This is a genomic window from Cnuella takakiae, assembly GCF_001953305.1.
Taxonomy (GTDB): Bacteria; Bacteroidota; Bacteroidia; order Chitinophagales; family Chitinophagaceae; genus Flavisolibacter; species Flavisolibacter takakiae.
The window spans coordinates 206120-226285 of the sequence record NZ_MTFE01000010.1; the positions used below are offsets into that span (position 1 = coordinate 206120).

10 protein-coding genes are annotated in these 20166 nt (G+C 55.2%); 4 read left to right on the forward strand and 6 right to left on the reverse strand.

Features of this window, described 5'->3' with window-relative positions; translation table 11 throughout:
* Positions 1 to 114 precede the first annotated feature (114 nt).
* Both BUE76_RS01265 and BUE76_RS01270 read left to right on the forward strand, forming a co-directional pair.
* A complete protein-coding gene (locus tag BUE76_RS01265) occupies positions 115 to 3927 on the forward strand; it encodes an SBBP repeat-containing protein (protein WP_073039343.1) in 3813 nt (1270 codons plus the stop codon).
* 110 nt (positions 3928 to 4037) lie between these two features.
* The gene (locus BUE76_RS01270; RefSeq protein ID WP_216820605.1) at positions 4038 to 4673 is read left to right on the forward strand and encodes a superoxide dismutase family protein; all 636 of its coding nucleotides are present in this window, start codon (positions 4038 to 4040) and stop codon (positions 4671 to 4673) included.
* Between the two features lie 168 nt (positions 4674 to 4841).
* On the opposite strand, the gene BUE76_RS01275 is transcribed toward BUE76_RS01270, so the two are convergent.
* Positions 4842 to 7256 carry a TonB-dependent receptor gene (locus tag BUE76_RS01275; RefSeq protein WP_073039344.1) on the reverse strand — a complete coding sequence of 805 codons (2415 nt, stop codon included), beginning with the start codon at positions 7254 to 7256 and terminating at the stop codon, positions 4842 to 4844.
* A gap of 488 nt (positions 7257 to 7744) precedes the next feature.
* Between BUE76_RS01275 and BUE76_RS01280 the strand changes: the two genes are divergently transcribed.
* Positions 7745 to 9250, forward strand: coding sequence for an alpha-amylase (locus tag BUE76_RS01280; RefSeq protein WP_073039345.1), 1506 nt, complete (start codon positions 7745 to 7747; stop codon positions 9248 to 9250).
* A 551-nt stretch (positions 9251 to 9801) separates the two neighbouring features.
* Here the strand turns inward: BUE76_RS01280 and BUE76_RS01285 are convergent.
* From BUE76_RS01285 to BUE76_RS01310, 4 genes are all read right to left on the reverse strand, one after another.
* Positions 9802 to 11238: a glycoside hydrolase 5 family protein gene (locus tag BUE76_RS01285; RefSeq protein ID WP_143157167.1), complete on the reverse strand. Its 1437-nt coding sequence runs from the start codon at positions 11236 to 11238 to the stop codon at positions 9802 to 9804.
* 261 nt (positions 11239 to 11499) lie between these two features.
* Positions 11500 to 11973 carry a hypothetical protein gene (locus tag BUE76_RS01290; protein ID WP_073039346.1) on the reverse strand — a complete coding sequence of 158 codons (474 nt, stop codon included), beginning with the start codon at positions 11971 to 11973 and terminating at the stop codon, positions 11500 to 11502.
* A gap of 942 nt (positions 11974 to 12915) precedes the next feature.
* Complete coding sequence (locus tag BUE76_RS01305; RefSeq protein ID WP_073039349.1) at positions 12916 to 17547, reverse strand: alpha-amylase family glycosyl hydrolase; 4632 nt, start codon at positions 17545 to 17547, stop codon at positions 12916 to 12918.
* 738 nt (positions 17548 to 18285) lie between these two features.
* Complete coding sequence (locus tag BUE76_RS01310) at positions 18286 to 18978, reverse strand: hypothetical protein (protein WP_073039350.1); 693 nt, start codon at positions 18976 to 18978, stop codon at positions 18286 to 18288.
* Positions 18979 to 19192: 214 nt separating this feature from the next.
* Here BUE76_RS01310 and BUE76_RS01315 point away from each other — a divergent pair, with 214 nt between their 5' ends.
* Positions 19193 to 19609, forward strand: a complete 417-nt coding sequence (locus BUE76_RS01315; RefSeq protein ID WP_073039351.1) for a DUF3293 domain-containing protein — start codon at positions 19193 to 19195, stop codon at positions 19607 to 19609.
* A gap of 43 nt (positions 19610 to 19652) precedes the next feature.
* Here BUE76_RS01315 and BUE76_RS01320 read toward each other — a convergent pair whose 3' ends face one another.
* On the reverse strand, positions 19653 to 20138 hold the full coding sequence (locus BUE76_RS01320) for an NAD(P)/FAD-dependent oxidoreductase (protein WP_073039352.1): 486 nt from the start codon (positions 20136 to 20138) through the stop codon (positions 19653 to 19655).
* Positions 20139 to 20166: the final 28 nt, after the last annotated feature.

The window sequence follows — 20166 nt, forward strand, 5'->3', positions numbered from 1 at the left end:
GTCGATGACCGGGGTCATGGGCTGCCAGCTGCACCCGGCTAATTTGGTATTGCTTTTCCCGCCCTTTGAATACGCACTGTACGGTCAAATTCTGCTCACACTAAAACAGGACGTATGAAAAAGCACTACCTACACCTATTGTTGCCGGCACTCCTTTGCCTGGCCGCGCTTTCCTCCTTCGGCCAGGTACAACAGCAACTGGTGCTTCGCTACAATGGACCCGGCAGCAATAACGACCGGGCAACCGCAATGACGTTTGATCCTGAAGGATACCTGTACGTTTTAGGCAATGGCGGCTTCAAGCAGTATACCGGTAAAGGGCAGGAATACTGGAGCTACCATTTTATGTATTTCGGTGCAGGAAGGCGTGCGGTGGCGGACCATGCATACAACATCTACATTACTGAGGAGCATAGGCTGATCAAGGGCAGCATGAGTGATTATGGTTATTCCTATATTGGCAATTACGGCGGCAATGAACTCAAGCTGGATGCCAGCGGCAACGTATATGTGGGCGGACAACAGGAAGGCGATTTTGCCACTGCCAAATTCGATGCCGCCGGTCAGCTTGTTTGGGCAGCCCACTACAACGGTCCCGGCAATGGCCCTGATTCCCTCACCGGCCTCGCCGTAGACAGTTCCGGCAATGTATATGTATGCGGGGTCAGCAGGGGCCTTGCCGATGACGATTTTACCACCATCAAGTACAATGCACAGGGGCAGGAACTATGGGTACAACGCTATGGCGGCGGGGGCAGTAAAGACGCTGCCTACGACCTTGCCATTGACACCCTGGGGAACGTGTATGTTACCGGCGAAAGCGGCGGCGATTATGCCACCGTTAAGTACAGCCCTTCGGGAGCACTATTGTGGGTGCAAAAATTCAACGGGCCTGCAGGGCTGATGGATGCGGCACGTGCCCTTGCCCTAGACAGCGCCGGCAACCTGTATGTTACCGGCGGCAGCACGGGTGTGGGCAGCGGCCTGGATTATACCACCCTTAAATACAATACTGCAGGCAAACTGCTGTGGGAGCAAAGGTATAACGGGACGGGCAATGATGCAGACACGGCAACCCTGATGGCGCTGGATGCATCCGGGAACATCATCATCACCGGTAGCAGTATGGGCAAGGGCAGCGGTGAGGATTATGCCACCCTTAAATACGACCCTGCCGGCAACCTGTTGTGGGCCAACCGGTTTAGCCAGGATGACGAGGGAGAGGGCGGCGCCCGCGACCTGCTGCTGGACAGGGAGGGGAACGTGTATGTTACCGGCGTGGCCACCGTTAGGTACAATGCAGCAGGGCAGGAACAGTGGAGCAGGCATTATTATAAGAGCGGCCATGGTTGGGACGCGGCCAGTGCCATGGTGGTGGACAGCTCGGGCAATATGTACCTTACCGGCAACAGCGAACAGGATTTTGGCCACAACCCCGACTATGCCACCGTTAAGTTTGACCCCAATGGAAAAATGCTTTGGGTGAGCAGGTACGAAAGTCCGGTGGGTGGAGCAGACTTTGCGTCAGCAATTGCCGTCGACCGCCAGGGCAATACCTATATCACCGGGTGGAGCGCAGGAAAGGAAACAGGTTTCGACTATACCACCATTAAATACAATGCGGGTGGTAAGGAACTGTGGGTGCGCAGGTATAATGGACCTGGCAATGGGGAAGACAAGGCCGTTGCGCTGGTACTCGACAGCCTGGGCAATGTGTATGTAACCGGCTCCAGCCGGGGCAGCGGAACGGGGCTCGACTATGCCACGCTTAAATACGATAGCGAAGGCAGGTTGCTCTGGGAAAAAAGGTATGACGGCAAAGGATCGGACGACAAGCCCGCAGCCATGACCATCGACCCAAAGGGTAGGTTGTACATCACCGGGCAAGGCCATGTGCCGGGTGGCCCAACACAACCGGGTTATCTCACGCTTAGCTACGACAGCGATGGCAACCAGCGATGGGTACGCGGGTATGGCTCCGGCGCCTATGCTACGGCACTGACCCTCGATGCATTAGGCAAGCTCTATATTACCGGCAGCAGTCCCGCAGCAGCCACGGGCCATGATTTTGTTACCCTTAAATACGACCCTGACGGCAGGCAGTTGTGGGCCGCCCGGTACAACGGACCGGAAAACGGCGCCGACCGCGCCAATGACCTGGTTGCCGACCAGGATGGCAACGTATATGTGACCGGTGTTACCCAAAGCGGAACCTATTTTACCACGGTTAAGTTCAACAAGGACGGGGTAAAAGCATGGGATGCCCGCTACCGGTTCCAGGATGATCCCTATAACACAAACGAAGCCAGGAAAGTCGCCCTTTCACCCGATGGCAGCATCATTGTCACCGGCACAAGCTGGGCGGATTTTGCCACCGTGGGTTACGACAGTTCCGGGCAGGAGCTTTGGGTGAAGCGTTATGACGAAAGTTATGGCAGCAGCGAACCGAGTGCCCTCCATGTTGACAAGGCAGGCAATATCTATGTTGCCGGCACCAGCGATACCGGAGAAGACCCCCTGGGTGATTGGGATGATTATATTCTTTTTAAATACAAACCCATACCCGGTGGCATCATATCCCGGTTTTCTGTACCCGATGCCATCTGGGATGCGGAAGGCAATACCTTAAGGGATGGCGACACCCTGAACCTGGCGACTATGTCCCATAGGGAAATCAATATCCAGGCCCATACCGATCCCCAGCAGGCAGACAGCGTGTACATGGTGCTGGACGGCCCCCAGCATCACAGCCAGATGGAAACGGCAGCGCCCTTTGCTTTGTTTGGCGACAATAATGGCGACTACAATGCGTGGATACCAGCCCCCGGCCATTATACCGTTACTGCCACCCCCTATTTCAACGGTATCAAGGGTCAGCCTACAACCATTCGCTTTTACGTGCTTGACCAGGCGGTTACCCACTTTGTGCTGGTAAATGCCGATACCGATAAAGATATCGCCCCACTGCAGTATGGCGACACCCTCAACCTGAGCGCCCTGCCCACCCGCAACCTCAACATACGTGCGGTGGTGCAGCCCGAAAAGGTAGGCAGCGTGGTGTTTAACTGGAACGGTACCCAAAGGGTGGAAAATGCTGCGCCCTATGCCCTGGGCAGCGACAATGCCGGCAATTACCACCGCTGGACGCCTGCACCCGGCGAACATTCCCTCACTGCCACGCCCTATGCCCACAAACATGGTTATGGGAAGGAAGGTGCCTACCACGGTATCCGGTTTACCGTGATTGATAGCCTCTCCCTTTCTGGTTTCACCCTCCTGGATGCGGACCGCGACAAACCCATCATGCCGCTATACGACGGGGCCGTGATCGACCTGGCACAGCATCCCCGGATCAATATCCTTGCAGTGCCGGGCATCGGCAGGATCGGCAGTGTGCGGTTTGGCCTGAACGAGCGGGCCAATTACCGCCTAGAGAACCATGCACCTTTTGCACTGGCAGCCAACCGCCTCCAGGATTATCTTCCCTGGCAGGCCGCACCCGGCACCTATACCATTACGGCTACGCCCTTCGGGCAACACGATGGCGCAGGTAAAAAGGGCACAGCGCTGCGGATCAGCATTACCCTTATCCACAGTACCAACCTACCGGCCATCCTTACCCGCAATACGCAGGTAGGAACCCCGGCACTGGCGGAAAAAGGCCTGTACCTGCAGGCATGGCCCAATCCCGTTGCTACCACAGGACAGGTAAGCTTTGGTGCCGACCGGGACACTTACCTGAGCGTGGAACTGCTGGCAACAAACGGGAGCAGGATACAGCAGCTGTTTGCGGGAGCGGTAAAAGGGAAGACCCCGTACCGGCATACCCTATCCATGGCGGCTTTGCCCCCGGGCACCTATATCCTGAGCCTGGTGACGCAAACAGGTGAAAGACGCACCCAGAAGATGGTCAAGCCGTCCTGGTGAGTACAAAGCTGCCCTGTCCAGGATGCGGGATTAAGCAGGAAAAAGCAATTACCCCATACCGGTAGGATTATTGCAGGCAAATGTCTTTTTTACCACGACAATAAAAACTTATGCGCATCTCTTCATTTAAAACGACCCTCCTGGGTATGATCCTCGTTCCGGCTGGCTTGCTTACCGCCTGCGGCAATAGCGAAGGCAATGGCGGCACCGGCGCTTCCGACACCGCGGCTTTAAGTACCACACCCATGACCACCGATACCGGTACTGGTATGACCGGTGGCAACGGAGCCGGTGGTGCACAGGCCGTACTGAGCGGCACCAAGGCCGATACCACCCTGAGCGGCACCGCCCGCTTTATGGAAGCCGGTGGCCGGGTAACCATGAACCTCGACATCAGCGTGCCCAAGATGGCCAACCAGACCGTGGCCGTACACATCCACGAGCACGGCGACTGCGGCGAAATGGGCAATGGCGCCCACGGCCACTGGAATCCCACCAAGGAGCCGCATGGCAAATGGGGCGAGGGCCAGTTTCACCGCGGCGATATCGGTAATGTAACACTCGATGCTTCGGGCAAGGGCACCCTTCAGCTCGACACCGACCTGTGGTCCATCAGCAATACCGACAGCACCCGCAATATCCTCAACCGCGCCATCATCGTGCACGGCGGCAAGGACGATTTCCAAACCCAGCCTACCGGCGGTGCCGGCTCAAGGATTGGTTGTGGGGTGATTGCGAAGATGTAATAATCTGTAAAGCAGGTTGGCGTATCGGTGTATAAAAGAGGATGCCGAAACAAGTTCGGCATGACAGGGGCTGTGGGTTCCGCAATATGACGCCGCGTGATCACTATCCAAAAACCCAGCAAAAAAGGCAGCCCCTCCAGGCTGCCTTTTTATATGTAATCGGGGTTGCTACAACCGGTTCAGTTCATCAGGACCGCTGCGCTGTTTGAGTTCCGCCTTCAGCCCTTTGCTAAAATTGTACCGCAGGGTAAGCCCCAAGGTGCGCCAGCGCATATACTGGTCAAACTCGTTGATATTGCCGCCATAGTTGGCCGCCCACCTGTAGCGCCAGCCCTTAGTGAGGTCGGTGATGTTGAGGGCCAGCTCCCATTTCTTTTTTGCGAAGCTTTTGTTGAAGGCCAGGTCGATGCGGTGGAGGGCCTTTTGCTGGTACAAACCGGAAGCCGCAGGGCCCCGGTACAGGAAGGTGGCTTCTACCCGGAAGGCCTTGGGCAGCAGCACCGTGTGTGCCGACTGTACATAGTAGAACAGCTGCTCGTTCACCAACTGTTCGGTACCCTGGAAGGTGGTGAACTTGCTGTAGGAGAGCTGCGCAGTATTGCGGGTATCCCATTTCTTGGCCAGCTTCACCGGTATGATGGCCGAGAGGCCGCCGCTGTATGCATCGTCCACATTGCCCGTGGTGTATACCGTTACCGCATTGGCGGCATCGGGTATGGGCAGTTCAGTCATCACGTCCTTGGTATACTGGTAAAAGAGCTGCACCACGTAAAGCTTTTTGATGGTCTGGTTCAGGTTGAAGAGGTCGGTGTACTGGGGCCGCAGATAAGGGTTGCCCACCGTCCAGGTATAGGGATCGCGGTAGTACCGGAAGGGGTTCAGGTTGCCGTAATTGGGCCGGTTGAGGCGGCGGCTGTAGCTGGCGGCGACATTGTAATTATCTGAGTATTTGTGTTGCAGGAAAACCGACGGGAACAGGTTGAGGTAATCGCGTTCCGTAACCTCGCCGGTGGTAAAGGACTCGCCTTTCGAATGGGTTTGCTCGGCACGGAGGCCCGCCTGCAGGGTAGTGTTTTTACCCAGCGAGCCGCTCCAGTTGAGGTAGGCCGCATAGATGCTTTCGGTATACCGGAAATAGTTGGTGCGCTGCGGGTCGGGTACCTTGCCGTTGTTGTTGAAATAAAACCGGAAATCATTGTCCGATTCCACGCGGCTCACCCTGCCGCCGGCCTCCAGCTTCTGTGTTTTGGTGAGGGGATGGCTGAAGTCGATCTTTCCCGAGTAGATATCAAAACCGTTGGGCGTATAAGTATAGAGGTTGTCGGTGGTTTGCTGCCCGTCGGCCAGGCGGAGGAAGCGGTTGAAGAAATTGCCATCGCCCTTGTTTCGTACTCCTGCCAAATCGAAATCGGCAGATAGGGTGGTACCTGCCGTGTCCAGTTTGCCCGTATAGTGCAGGTTGACGATCCCGTTGCGGATGGTATTGCTGTTGAAATTGTCGGCGTCAATGTACTGGCTGGGCGACCGGGGCGCATCACCGATATAGGTTTCGGTTAAAAATTCGGCTTCGGCGGTATTGGTAAAATAGGAACCGATAATGCCCACGCTGTGGTTCTGATTGATGGTAAAATCGGTGCCCACGCGGATGGAGGGCGGCCCGATATTGGACCAGTTGCCGATGGCCGTCTGGTCGAAATAAGTAGTGCGTTGCGGGGTGCGGAACACCCGGGTGAAAGTAGCTTCACGGCCGCCGCCCCTCCGGTTGAAGTCGGACACCAGGAAGGCATTCCAGCGGCCGCTTTTATAGTTCACCGTGGTGCCGGCGCCGTAAAAGTGCTGTTTGAAATTGGTGGAATAGCTGCTGTACACGCTGCCGTTCACACCCTGCAACACATTTTTTTTGAACACAATGTTGACGATGCCCGAAGTGCCCTCGGCATCGTATTTCGCCGAAGGGTTGGTGATCAGCTCGATGCTCTTGATGTTTTCGGCCGGCGTGCTTTCCAGCAGGTTGCGGAGGTCGCGTGCCGACAGGTAGGTAAGCCTGCCGTCGATCATCACCGTTACGCCGCCACGGCCATTGAGCTGGATACTGCCTTCGGGGTCTACAAATACCCCCGGCGACTTGGACAGCAGCTGGAAAGCGTTGTTGCCGGCGGCCATGGCGGTACCCTGCACATTGATCACCATCCGGTCGGCCAGCTGGGTGATGGTGGGCCGCATGGAAAGGATGTCCACATTCTGCAACTCCTTGCTTTCCCTTTGTACCGTGATGGTGCCCAGTGCAATGCTGGCCCCGCCGGTAACCGCAACGGGGTCGGTTTCCTTTTTGGCAAACCCGATGGCGGTTACCTGCACCACGTAAGTGCCGGCCGCCGGGGCCGCCAAGGCGAAACTACCCAGCGAATCGGTGAGGGTACTGGCAGCGGCTGCACCCCGGTTGGCGGTATTCACCAGGGTGATATTGGCAAGGACCACATGGGCTTTTTGCCCATCTACCACCTTGCCGTACAGGGTAGCGGTTTGGGCGTAGGTGCTGCAATAGAGGGCCAAGCAGGTTAGCAGGAGGAGCAGTTTAGGCATGGGTAAGTATTTGCGGTGTGTGTCAGCAAAGCTTACGAAATCCTTCGTTTTAATGACGCCGCCTGTCCTTGGTTTGGTGCGTTGGTGGAATGGGCTTACTGAATTTTGGATGGCTTGTAGCAGGTGGACATCCCGAGATACGTAGGCATGACAGTACTTAAAGATTCTGTCATGCTGTCTCGCCTTGGGCGAGATTAGTATCTGTTAGTATACATGGGTACTCCGAAAGTGCAAGGAGATGCCGAAACAAGTTCGGCATGACAGTACCCGAGGACACTGTCATGCTGAACTTGTTTCAGCATCTCCTTCTATACACAGGTATTTCGAAAACAAAAGGAGATGCTGCGACGTCGACCTGACCATTTCCTAAACTCCGTAACCTATCCAAAATCACTCTGTGCGCCTCCCTATCTTCCCTGGCTCCGTGGTTCTGCCCCCCACAGCCGGGCTAGCACAGTTTTTTATACAAAGGCCACAAAACCACCACCATGCAGAACGGAACCATGATGCAGTACTTCCACTGGTACTACCCCGCCGACGGCAGCCTATGGAAAAAAGTAAAGGCCGAAGCCCCCTACCTGGCCTCGCTGGGTATCAATGCCGTATGGCTGCCCCCTGCCTTCAAGGGCACCGAGGGCGACCAGAGCATCGGCTACGATGTATACGACCTCTACGACCTGGGCGAGTTCGACAGCAAGGGATCGGTACGCACCAAGTACGGCACCCGTGCCGAATACCTCGAGGCCATTGAAGCCCTCCACCAGCACCAGATACAGGTATACGTAGACGTGGTGCTCAACCACCTGGGCGGCGGCGATGAAACCGAAACGGTGCGGGTGCTGGAGATGGACCCCGAGAGCCGCAACCAGGCCATCAGCGAGCCTTATGATATTGAAGCCTATACCCGTTTTACCTACCCGGCCAGGGGCAACAAGTACTCCGCCTTTACCTGGAACCATACCTGTTTTACCGGTGTGGACTACGACCATGGCCGCAACTGCAACGGCATCTATAATATCCTCAACGAGTTTGGCCACAACTGGGAGGACATGATCTCCGATGAGAAGGAGAACTTCGACTACCTGATGTTTTGCGATGTGGAGTTCCGCAACCCCCATGTACGCGATGAGCTGAAATACTGGGGCCGCTGGTATTACGAAAACACGAAGTTCGACGGCGTGCGGCTGGACGCGGTGAAACATATCGCCCCCCAATTCTTCAACGAGTGGCTGGCCCATATGCGCGACTTTACCGGCAAGGAGCTTTTTGCCGTTGCCGAATACTGGGACCCCGGCAACCTGCCGCTTCTGGAACGTTATATCGAAGCCACCGAAGGCAAAATATCCCTGTTTGACGCGCCCCTCCAGAACCGCCTCCATGCAGCCTCGCAAAGCGGCGCCGATTTCGACCTGAGCACCATTTTTAACGATACCCTGGTAAGTGCCCACCCGCACCTGGCAGTGACCCTGGTGGCCAACCACGACACCCAGCCCCTACAAGCCCTGGAAGCTGCGGTGGCGCCCTGGTTCAAACCCATTGCCTATGCCCTGATCCTGCTCCGCGACAAGGGCTACCCCTGTATCTTCTACCCTGACCTGTACAGCGCCGAGTACACCGATCTGGGGCAGGACGGCAACGAACACCACATTGTGATGCCGGCGCTGGCAGCCCTCCCGCAATTCCTCAAGTTGCGCAAGGAAGCCGCCTATGGCACCGAGCACAGCTACCTCGACCATCCCAACTGTATCGGCTGGACCCGCGAAGGACTGGAAGAAATCCCCAATAGCGGCTGCGCCGTGGTGATCTCCAACGGTGAGCCGGGCAACAAGTATATGTATGTGGGCAAACAGCACGCAGGCAAATTCTTTGTAGACGCCATTGGCAATGCCGCCGAAACCATCACCATCAACGAAGCAGGAGAAGCAGAATTCTACTGTGCCGGTGGCACGGTTGCGGTGTGGGTGGACCGGGACTTGTTGGGAAGGCTGGAGTGATTACCTGGGTTACAGGTTGCAGGTGGCAGGATGCAAGTTGCCGGCTTCCAATATTAGTGAGCGCTATTGCAGCGGCGGCAGGCGGGTGCCAACACATCGGTATGATTGTGCCATTAGCCTCTGTCCTGCCGTCTCGCCTTAGACGAGATCGGCATCCATGCTAGCATCAGGAACTCCAAAGGGCAAGGATATCCGACATACGCCGGGATGATAGAACTCTTTGCCACTGTCATGCTGACGAATGTCAGCATCTCCTCCTGTTGTTGTACACTCCGACGGGCTGAGGGGGATGCCGAAACAAGTTCGGCAAGACAATACCCTAGTACACTGTCATGCCGAACTTGTTTCGGCATCTCCTATTACCATCAGGAACTCCGGAGATTGCAGGGGATGCTGACATTCGTCAGCATGACCGTGTCTTTTACAGCACATAGTCCTTGGTGAATCACCAGTCCCTTTTATATAATCCATCTTTGCAAAAGCATTATCGCCATCTGTGCCCCTTCCTGTCCTCCCTGCCTTAGTTGACCCTGAACTTGTTTCCAAGAGGTTCAAACCCGCCGCACCACCATCGCTACATCCGTTGTCACCGTCCAGGGCAAACACAATTCCTTCCCGCCTTCATGGTGTGCCTCCAGGTTCTGGAGCACCACACCTTTCCGTGTATCCCATGTAGTAAGCCGGTAATTGCCCGCTGCGGTAAGAGGCAGGTGCACACAACCGCTCAGGGGTTCGACATCGGTGCGGAGCATACCATTTTTGCCAATGCTGTCCTTGCGCAAGAGCCAGAGGATAGCCTGGTCCGCATCGCCACAGCCAAAGGGCACCACCGCTGCATGGGAGGCTACCAGGGAGCCGTTCCAATTGCTGCGCTGGAAATTTTGCCAGTCCACCAGGGGCAGAAAGCGGCCCAGTGCTGCCTGTGCCTCCCGCATACCCGCTGTCAGGCTGTGCGGGTGCCGGTTGGGCCAGCGCATACCCCCGCCTGCGCCACCCGACGCAAAATGCGCCCACTGGATGTGCCGGAAATACTCATCATCAAAAGGCTCGGGAAGGGTCTTCTTCTTATCCTTGAAAAGGTGGATGGGCCCGTGCTCGCTGTCGAAAAAAGGGCGCTGGTCCCTGATCTGGGCGAGGGCATCGGCGGTTAGGCGGCCCGTGCTGATGGCCGCATCCACGGTATTGCGGGGATAGTCGATGGTCTTGCTCTCGTAAAAATGCACGGAGGCAAAATCGAGGGCGGGGTGGCGGAAGGCCGTTTCCACCGCCAGGGGATGGTTGAGCAGCACCGGCCCGAACACCGATACGGTCTGGGGATGGACCCGGCCATGGAGGCGTAATTCGGTTTCCTTCAGGAAGCCGCCAATATCGGCCACAAAATCGGCAAAGATGGTAGCCTCGTTCCCCGCATGGGCAGGGTGGATCTCGTTCCAGATATCCCAGGCAAAAAGGGCCCCGCTCCCGCCCCACCGTTCCGTAACAAAGGCCAGCCGGGCCTTGATGGCCTGGCGGGTATCCCTGCAGAGCAGCCATTGGCCCCGCTTGTCGCAGGTGCCACCATTGGCCTTTCGGTAGGGATGGTACTTCCAGCGGATCCACATCCAAAAGGTATCGTAAGGCGTGAGCAGGATGCGCATGCCATGCTTTTCGCAAAGCGCAAAGAGGTCGTCCCACAGCCGGATCATATTGGGCTGGAAGCGGCCCACCGGGTCTTCAAAATAGCGGTGCTCGCCCTGGCAGTATTCCAGCATCAGCCGCATACAGGTAACACCCTTAGCCACCAGCATGGCGATATAGGCCTCCGCCGTAGCCAAATCCTTGCGGCGAAAGATCCCTTTCAGCTCGGGCCAGGTGATGGCATCGTTCTGCCCGATGGGTGCCCAGGGGCTGCCGTCTTCGGTAAAAAAGTAGGGATGCCCGGGACGGGTCTGGATCCAGGAGAGCGAAGGGTGCACGGATTGGTAGGCGGGGATTGGTTGTGGGGCCATAAACAGGAAAAGAGCAGGAGTAAAGCGAAATTGGTGCCATGAGCGGCAGTTGGGGTATTGTGCAAAGGATTGAGGAAACCTGAGATCTTTTGCAAGATGCATCAGCAATACAAGGTGCCAGATAAAGAAAATACAAAGCTTCCTACTTAAGACACCCAACCAGCCAGAGCGGTCTCTCCTGGCTCGCCCCGAATCGTCGACAAAGGTTTAATAATATAATTTGTGGCTAAGGCCCTAAACAGGAATTGTGCTGCAATGAAATCAGAATAGCCCCCATTCATCCGTGAAATCATCTTTCTGGAACTTGCTTACCCACCTGCGAAAACAGGCTTTGAACCGGTCTAGTTCAGCTTCAATTACCTGTTTGTGTACCGGGTCGGCAGCACCGGTTAGCACCGTATAGGCTACCTGCTCCCAAAGTTGCCGGCAATTAAACCGGATCAGGGCGGCGTTTTCCATCTTGATTTGGTATAGCGTATCACCACTGGCACCGATGATTTTGGGTGCAATGATGCCGGCGTTTTGGTAAATCAATACCCTGGCCGGGTGCGGATCGTCCCCGGCAGCAGGCAGGTTCTCGGCAAATGCCTCCACCAACTGGTACACTTCCCGCCACTGGTTGTATAGCAGCTCGCCCAATTCCAGTTCTTCCTTCCACTTCCAGGCTTCTTCTTCCGCTATGTGGGAAAGCATGTTTTTCCAGGCAGGAAGGCAGTTGAATTGATTCAATTCCATGATGCAGTTGTTTGGCGGTTTTGGATGGGACAATTTACTTTGTTCCAAGGGCAATTTCAATAACATGGAACTTTCCATTCACTACAGCGGGTAACTGAAGGAGCAGGCAAATATTGCCATGTTTACCGAAGAACTTGTGGACATCTGCACCTCCCTGTATTGGACTTACCACCTGTTCAACGACCACCAGTTCCGGGGTATTTGTTTCAGCCCTGAAGGTTGCGAGCCCGTGCTTGGCCCATGCGACAGCCCGGTATGCAAACGAAAAGCAGCAACAACTACCACAAGAACACACGGTGCTCCGGTTGTTGGATTGGCTTGCCGCTATTTGGCCGAGCCCATAGGGCTCGAATTTAAATAGCCACCGGTGCAACCGGCGGAAAAGAAAGAATAGCCAATCCATTAACGCCCAACCCCGTAGGGGTTGAACCTCCAGGCATCAGCAGGTTCAAACCCTACGGGGTTGGGCGTTATTAAATCTGATGCCGTTACAATTACCGCCGGTTGCTCCGGCGGCTATTCAGATGGAAGCCCTACGGGCTTCAGCAGCCATCCTCAATTTAAAAACAATACCCCCGGCAAATGCCAAGGGTATTGTTTTGATAGTACCCTAATTCCATTTCCAGGTTGTTGTGGAAAAGCTGCAAGCTTATAGCCACAGGCCGTAAGGGTTTTGGCCAACGGCCGCATATCCGCATCCAAAATATAACCGGTATGATATAGCATAGAGGTTATTGGATGGACCGCAAACAACAGACAACCGGCATCGCTACCGTCGCCTTTGGATGGGGCGCCAATGGTACTGTGACGATACTCATTCTTGCCTGCCGCATTTATCGCAGCCTGATATTCATAGGCCACAGCGGCAGGCCAAGAACCACTTCATTTTTCATAACCACCAATCACTACTCACTAATCACCAATACCTAATACCCAATACCCCTACTGCTTTACCAGCTTCACCACGCTCCGCTGTTTCCCCTGCACCACTTCGGCGAGGTAGATGCCCGGGGCAAAGCTTTGGCCGATGGTAAAGGTCTGCCCGTTGCGGAGGCCCTGCTGCTGTTGCAGTAGCTTGCCGGTGCCGTTGAGCACCCGCAGGGTGATGGGTTCGCGGTTGTTGCCCTGCACCTGCAGCTGGAAGGAAGTACCCCTTTCTGCGGGGTTATTGGTCACCCCTACCTGTAACTGCGCCGTTTCCATTTCGGGGGTACGGGCAGCCTGTATGCTATTGGTAACCGGTGCGGTGCAGTTGGGAGCACAGCTGCCCAGGTAATCGCCATGCGCCAGGTGTTCGGCCACCTCGGAGGGGTCAACGCAAATGGCTACACAGGGGTTTTTGGCACTTCCGGTACGGTGGCAGATACCCACCTTGGTGGTACCGCTTTTACCTGCCAGGCAACGCACATCCTCGGCATCAACAGCCACCGTGGCCATTTGCACGCAACCACCGGCATCGGTAACCGTAATGGTGAATACCGCGTTGGCCAGCAGGGTGGTATTTACCGAGTAGCTACCGCCGGCAGCAAGCCCCGAGATGGTGGATACCGGTATGCCACCGGTCGTGGCAGGTACCGCGGGACAGCTGTTGTTGGTGGTAGTACCCGCAGCAGCGCTCCAGGTTTCATCACCCGCATCGTTGAGCACATTACAGCGCAGGGCGCGGTTCAGGGTCACCGACACGGTATAGGGCGCTACGCCACCTGTGGGCACCACTTTGATGGTGGAAGACTGGTCGCCGGGGAGGCCAAAATACAACTGGCGCTTGCTGGCGGTGGCCGTAGCCGTCACACAGCTGATGGTTTGGTTCACCAGCCCTCTTTCGGGGAAGGTTGGTTTTTTGTCCAGGTAAATCCGGAACTCGCCGGGTGCCAGGCTCACCTGCCCCGCCGTGGAACTGATATTGAAGGTATTACCCGAGAAGTACTCGTACCAGGTGCCGGTATGCTGCCATTGGGGCTGTATGCTGCCAGCAGTAACGCCGAAATTGCCCACGATGGTCACATTCATATCGTGATGACTGAGGGTAATGCGCCGGAACTGGCCCGTGGGCGTCCAGGCAAACTGACCTTCTTCGAACACTTTGCTATTTTGGGCTACCAGGTTGATAATGGCTGCCGTGGCCTTGTAGAGGCGCTGGCGTTCTGCATCGCCGTAATAACCCAGGCTGCCGGCGCCCCAGGGCAGGGGTTTGTTGCCGGTGCGCCCGTTGAAGTCGATGGGCACATCATAACCCAGCTCGCCAAACTGCCAGATCATCTTGGGTCCCGGCGTGGTGAAGTAGAAGGCCGAAGCCAGTTTCACCCGTTCCAGTGCCGTTTTCACGTCTTTGATATTGTAGTCGCCGCTGCCCAGGCCTTCGTTCCTGGCCCTTACCATCAGGCGCTCCTCGTCGTGGCTTTCCATATAGGCCACCAGGCCCTTCTGCTGCCAGCCACGGGTAGCCGCCAGCGACCAGCCCAGATCGGTATTGGTCTTACCGTTCACCACGTCGTTGTAGGGGTGGTTCATATTACCCCAGAGCATGATGCCGTAGTCGGCCAGTACCTTTTCCTCGCTATTGTCGGCCAGGTGCTCCATGATCACGTAGGCGCTGGCATCCACTGCGCGGATCTTGTCGGTCATCCTTTTCAGGATATCGATGCGCGACTGGTCATAAGCGCTCCAGGCACCCACATCGTTGGGATTGTTCTTTTGCGTAAAGCCCTTGCTCAGGTCGAAACGGTAGCCGTCGAACTTGTACTCCTCCAGCCAGTAGCGGTTCACATCATCCACATAGCGCTTGGTATAGGCGCTTTCGTGGTTGAAGTCGTACCCTACGTTGAAGGGGTGGGTAGCATCGGGGTTGAACCAGGGGCTGTTGGCCGCGGGTTTGCCGTTGGCGGCATCCCAGTACATCCGCACCATGGGGCTCTGGCCAAACTGGTGGTTGAGCACCATATCCAGCAACACCACGAAACCCAGCTCGTGTGCCTTGTCGATAAAAGCCTTGAGGTCGTTCCTGGTGCCGTAGTATTTATCGGGGGCAAAGAGGTAAGACGGGTTGTAGCCCCAGCTTTCGTTGCCTTCGTATTCCATGATGGGCAGGAGCTCGATGGCATTTACACCCAAACGCTTCAGGTAGGTAAGCGTATCGGCCAGTTCCTTATAGCTGTGCGAGGCCAGGAAATCGCGGAGCAGCAGTTCGTACACCACCAGGTTTTCTTTGGCGGGGCGGCCGCCCTTCACCGAGGGGTTCTTCCAGGCATAGGCCTGCTGTCCTGTTTGCAGCACCGTGGCAATGCCATCTGCCGTGCGGTTGTAAGCTACCGGGTTGGGGTAAACCGATGCAGGGATCTTGCTATCGTTGAAGGGGTCGGCCACCTTGTCGGCATATGGGTCACCAACCTTGATGGTACCGTCCACCCAGTACTGGAACACGTATTCCTTACCCGGTGTAAGCCCGGCCAACTGCAACCAGAAGTACTCGCCATCGGGGGTTTGGTTCATCTGGTAGTTGTTGGCAACGGTCCAGTTGTTGAAATCACCCACCACGTAGGCAAAGGCCTTTTTAGGCGCCAGCAACACCAGGGTAGCCCTGGTGGGATCGGCGGGATCGTAGTTGATGCCATTGCGCAAACCCGCAGGCATGGCCACAATGTTATTGGGCAGGCGTATGGTAAGCGACAAGGCCTTTTCCGCTACCACTTCTTTCCCATCCAGCAGGGCCCTTACCCGCAACTGGATGCTGGTAGCCGCACCCACGGTATAGGTGTAGCTGATGGTTTGGCTGTTGGCAGCCTGTGCCACCTGTTTATAACCACTGCCCTCGTTGATCTCCAGGATAATGGAACTTGCCTGTGCCGAAGCTTCGGCGTTGATGGCGATCCCTTCACCCGCCAGGGCAAAGAGCTCGGAGGCCATAGGTGCCCCGAAGCGTACAAAATCGCCGGGATCGGTGTTGACAAAAATATCACCGTCGCTGGCCGACTTACCCGTTTGGGTACCCGCGGCATTGCGGAACACCATGCCCAGCCGGAATATGGGTACACCCGCCGCCACGCCATAGTACTGGCGGATGCTGGGCAGGGTGATCTGCCATTTTTGATTGTCGCCGGGCACCTTGGTCATGAGGCCGATGCCATCGTCCTGTCCCCAGTTGCCTACCACATTGCTCCAGGTGGTACCATCGGGGCCCGAAAGCACTACGCCCGAATGTAGGTACACTTTGGTGGCGTCCTTTAATCCCGATACGCCCTGTGCCGCATCGTAGGTGAGGGTAACGGGCTCGTCGGCGGTGGGGTTGGCGGGACTCAGCTCCACGATGCCGCCGGTGGGTGCACCCACCAGCGCGAAATCATAGGCGCCGGTTACATCGTTGAAGGTGATATTGTACCTGCCCGCGGCAATGGGAATATTGGGACCATCCTGCGTGCCCACACCTGCGGGAAAGGCCTTGTCGCCCCAGTTGATGGTCCAGGCATCGTTGGCGCGGAACTTGGCCTCACCGGCAAAAAGCGCGGTGTTGAGCAGGGTCCAGCTATGGCCATCCGCGCCCCTCGTCATGGGCGTGGATGTATTCCACCCGTTGGGGGTAGCCGAACCAATGATTCCCACGGTGGTATAATTGGTGGGGTTAAGTTTTTCGAAGGTATAAATACCCGACAAATCGTTGAAGCGGATGGTGTAATAAGCCGCTTCTGGGATACCCATATTGGGCCCGTCCTGTGTGCCGGTACCGGAAGGGAAGCCCGCAGCGCCCCAGTTTACCGTCCAGGCATCGTTGGCCCTGAATTTCAGCTCGCCCCCTTTCAGGTAAGCCGTGAGTATCCAGTTGTTGGGATCGCCGGTATTCACCAGCTGCATGGGTGTGGAGCCCTCCCAACCTTTGGACGTAGCCGAACCTATGATGCCCACGGTGGCATACACGGTGGGGTTGAGGTTTTTGAACAAATACGCCTGGGTAACATCGTTGAAGCTAATGCTGTACTGACCCGCAGGGATCTTAATGTTGCCCCCGTTGAACTCGGCCGTGCCGCCGGGAAAGCTGCTGCCGCCCCAGTTCACATCCCATTTATTGTCCACCCTGAATTTCAGCTCTCCTTCTTTGAGGGTGATGTCTGCAAGCTTCCAGCTATGCGGATCATCAGGGTCCTTGGTCATGGCGGTGGACTGATCCCATCCGCCCGGTGTGGCGCTGCCCGCAATGCCTACACTTGCATAGGTAGTGGGACTAAGCGCGGTAAAGTTGTAATTGCCCGTGGCATCGTTGAAGCCAACGGTATAGTAGCCGCCGGTGGCCACCGGTATATTGGGACCGTTTTGGGTGCCGATACCTGTAGGAAAGGTGGTGGCGCCCCAGTTGACGTCCCAACTGTTGTTGGCGCGGAACTTCGCTTCGCCGGGCTTCAGCCGCAGGGTGAGGCTCCACTGGCTGGCGCCCCCCGTTTGGTTCATGGGGGTGGAGGCTTCCCAGCCGGCAAGGGTTGCCGAGCCGATGATGCCCACGGTTGGGTAAGGGCTTTGGGCAAAACCTGTTGCCGCCAAAAGCAGGCAAAGGAGCCAAAGCAGGGGTTTGGTAAGGAAGGGTTTCATACAATCGTTGTTTCGGGTGATGGAGATGTTGCGATTCCGAAAGGGAAGCGGGTGCAGGGACGACAGATGACGGACGACTTTTTAACCGGTGGTCTGTCGCCTGTGGTCCGTGGTCGCTGTTTCATTTTCCGCGCTCCTTTATGTGTTTTCGCTACACATTATAAAAGCGGCAAAATGAGGTGAGGGGGCAATTTCAGGTCATAAAAAAGGATTGAGGGTTTAGGAGATGAGGGAACGAACCGGGTTACCAACAGCACGCCATCCATCGCCATTTGTGGGCGGGAGGGGCTTTGGGCAAAAGAAAATATGTACAGCGATCAGGGTTCATATGGCCTGGAGCGGGGCTGTGGGTTACAATAGGCGCCCACAAAAGGGTTATTAGTTTGTGTATGGTACAGCCTTTACATCTTTTTGAATGGGGTAAAAGCTGCTGTTAAAGCAATCGTATGTATAAAAAAAAGCATTTTTTGAATACGGTGCAGCGTGGCGCCTAAAAAATGCGGCAAAGCCAACAGAAAAGCAGCCAATCAACATCGGTGTAAGCGCCCATTGCCCTACCGCGGAAAAAGGCTAAGTTGCTGTTTTACAAAGGACAAAAGCATAGGCCGGATGAAGCGCAGCACCAGTAAGGGTGTGAAGCAAAAAGGGCTGTGCCACAGGTAAATCCTTTTGATCAAAAAGCTTTCCAACAGCTGACAACCCAATACACAGACCAGCATAACAAACCATACAGGTTTCTTAATCCTCTCCGAAAACCGCTTTCTGCATGGCGCTTTCCAGTTCAGGATCGTCGTCGGCTACTAGGGCCAATATTCGGAACCAATCCATATCGAGGTTATAATCCCTATCCAACTTTTCCATTTGCCTGATCAAAGAATAGGGTCCCCAAATGTCTTTAACCCTTTCCCATAACTGCACGCCTTTTCCACCAAAATCACTTGAATAACAAGCCAACTCCAAACTGTACACTTCATTTTCTTTTGATAAGGTGCAAATCGTTTCGCCACTGGAAACCATGTTCATACTATCTGATGAATAAATCTCAACTTCATAAAAACTAACTGCTAAAGCTTCTTCGGGCTGCACGATTAGTTTACGTGGAGGATCACCGGGTTTCGGATCATCAAGCCGGTATACTGAATGGTTGTTAGCGCAAGCAAATGGTGCGTACCCCAAATGCCGGATCAATGAATGCAGCGCCCGGTCGAAAATGCGTTTGGGGAAGAAGTTGTTGGCACCATAACCTGCAATAACAACAACAGGCAGGTCTTCATTTTTTAATACGCCAGCCATCCTCCGGTCTAAACTAACCCGGGGCTCATGCCCCCTGCCCGATAAATTGAATGGCCCATTATATTGTTCGGCAATAACAGCTTCCCTGAGAGACGCTCTGATGTACTTGTTGACTTTACGGGGATGAAGTGTACGCATAAGGATTTGAGTTGGTTTTAGTATTACAAAAGCCGGGTGATGCAGCTTACCGGTGTGATTCCAATGGTGCCGGATGCATTTGCGCATGTTTTATCATCCCTTTATAGAATCATGCATCTTTAAAAATTATGCGGGATTGATTTGGACAGCTGTTTTTATGCAGGATGTTGTTACAGTATTTACATTTGAAGCATAAGCACAGGCATCAAACAACATGACAACCCAATCAATCCCTGCAGACCTATACAAAGCCTACCTGCATACTACCTACCAGGTGTATAGGCCATCCATAGCGATCAAGATTGGCAACACCCATCCGCAACTGGACGCCTTATTGGCAACACACGATGCTGTGAACTGGGCTTTCCTTACTGCATACAATCCCTACTCGCAGGTGCTGCCGGCAACTGAAAACGAGCAACGCAACAAAGCACTGGAAGCCTTGCTGGCACCCTACCCTTATTATGCCGGTGCGGGTATGGGCGAAGACCCTTCATGGACACCCGAAGCCTCCTTCCGGGTACTGGGAATAGATTGTGCAACGGCGCACCAACTGGGCAAACAGTTTGGCCAAAATGCAATCGTTGCAGGTATCAAAGGCGAAAGGGCCGAACTTATAATTACCCTATGAGTCATCCCGCAAGGCAACAGTTGTTCAATAGTACCGCAGTGCCTTATTTTTCTTCGGGGTCGGGCAATTCTTCATCGATGTATGTTTCCATTTTTTCGAAAACAGCATACACATCTTCGGCATATACCACGTACATCTTGGAGGTATAACCCATACCGCTTACATCATCCAGATCAATCACCCGGGCACCATAGCTAGCTGCCTGCTCCAGCAGCCAGTCGTGAAAGATATCCAGGTCGATGTCTACGGAATCTTCTGTTGGTAAATAGTTGCGGCCCGCATGCCGTACAATCCCGGCCAGCAGTTTATCCTTTCCGGTATAGAGAAAGCCTTCAGTAACATAGGGCCGCAGCAGGCCCTCCAGGTGGTACCGTAGGCTATCAACCCCCGAGGTGTCGCGGTTGAAGCATTCGTTATAAGTGCGGTCGAGCAATACCAGTACATGATCGCAGTCGCCTGGCTCACCGCAATGGGGACAAAGTGGCATGCCTTCCTCGCTTGCTTCCGGTTCGTCCAAGCAATCTTCCATTGTGGTTGTTTTGATAGTTGTAAAAAAT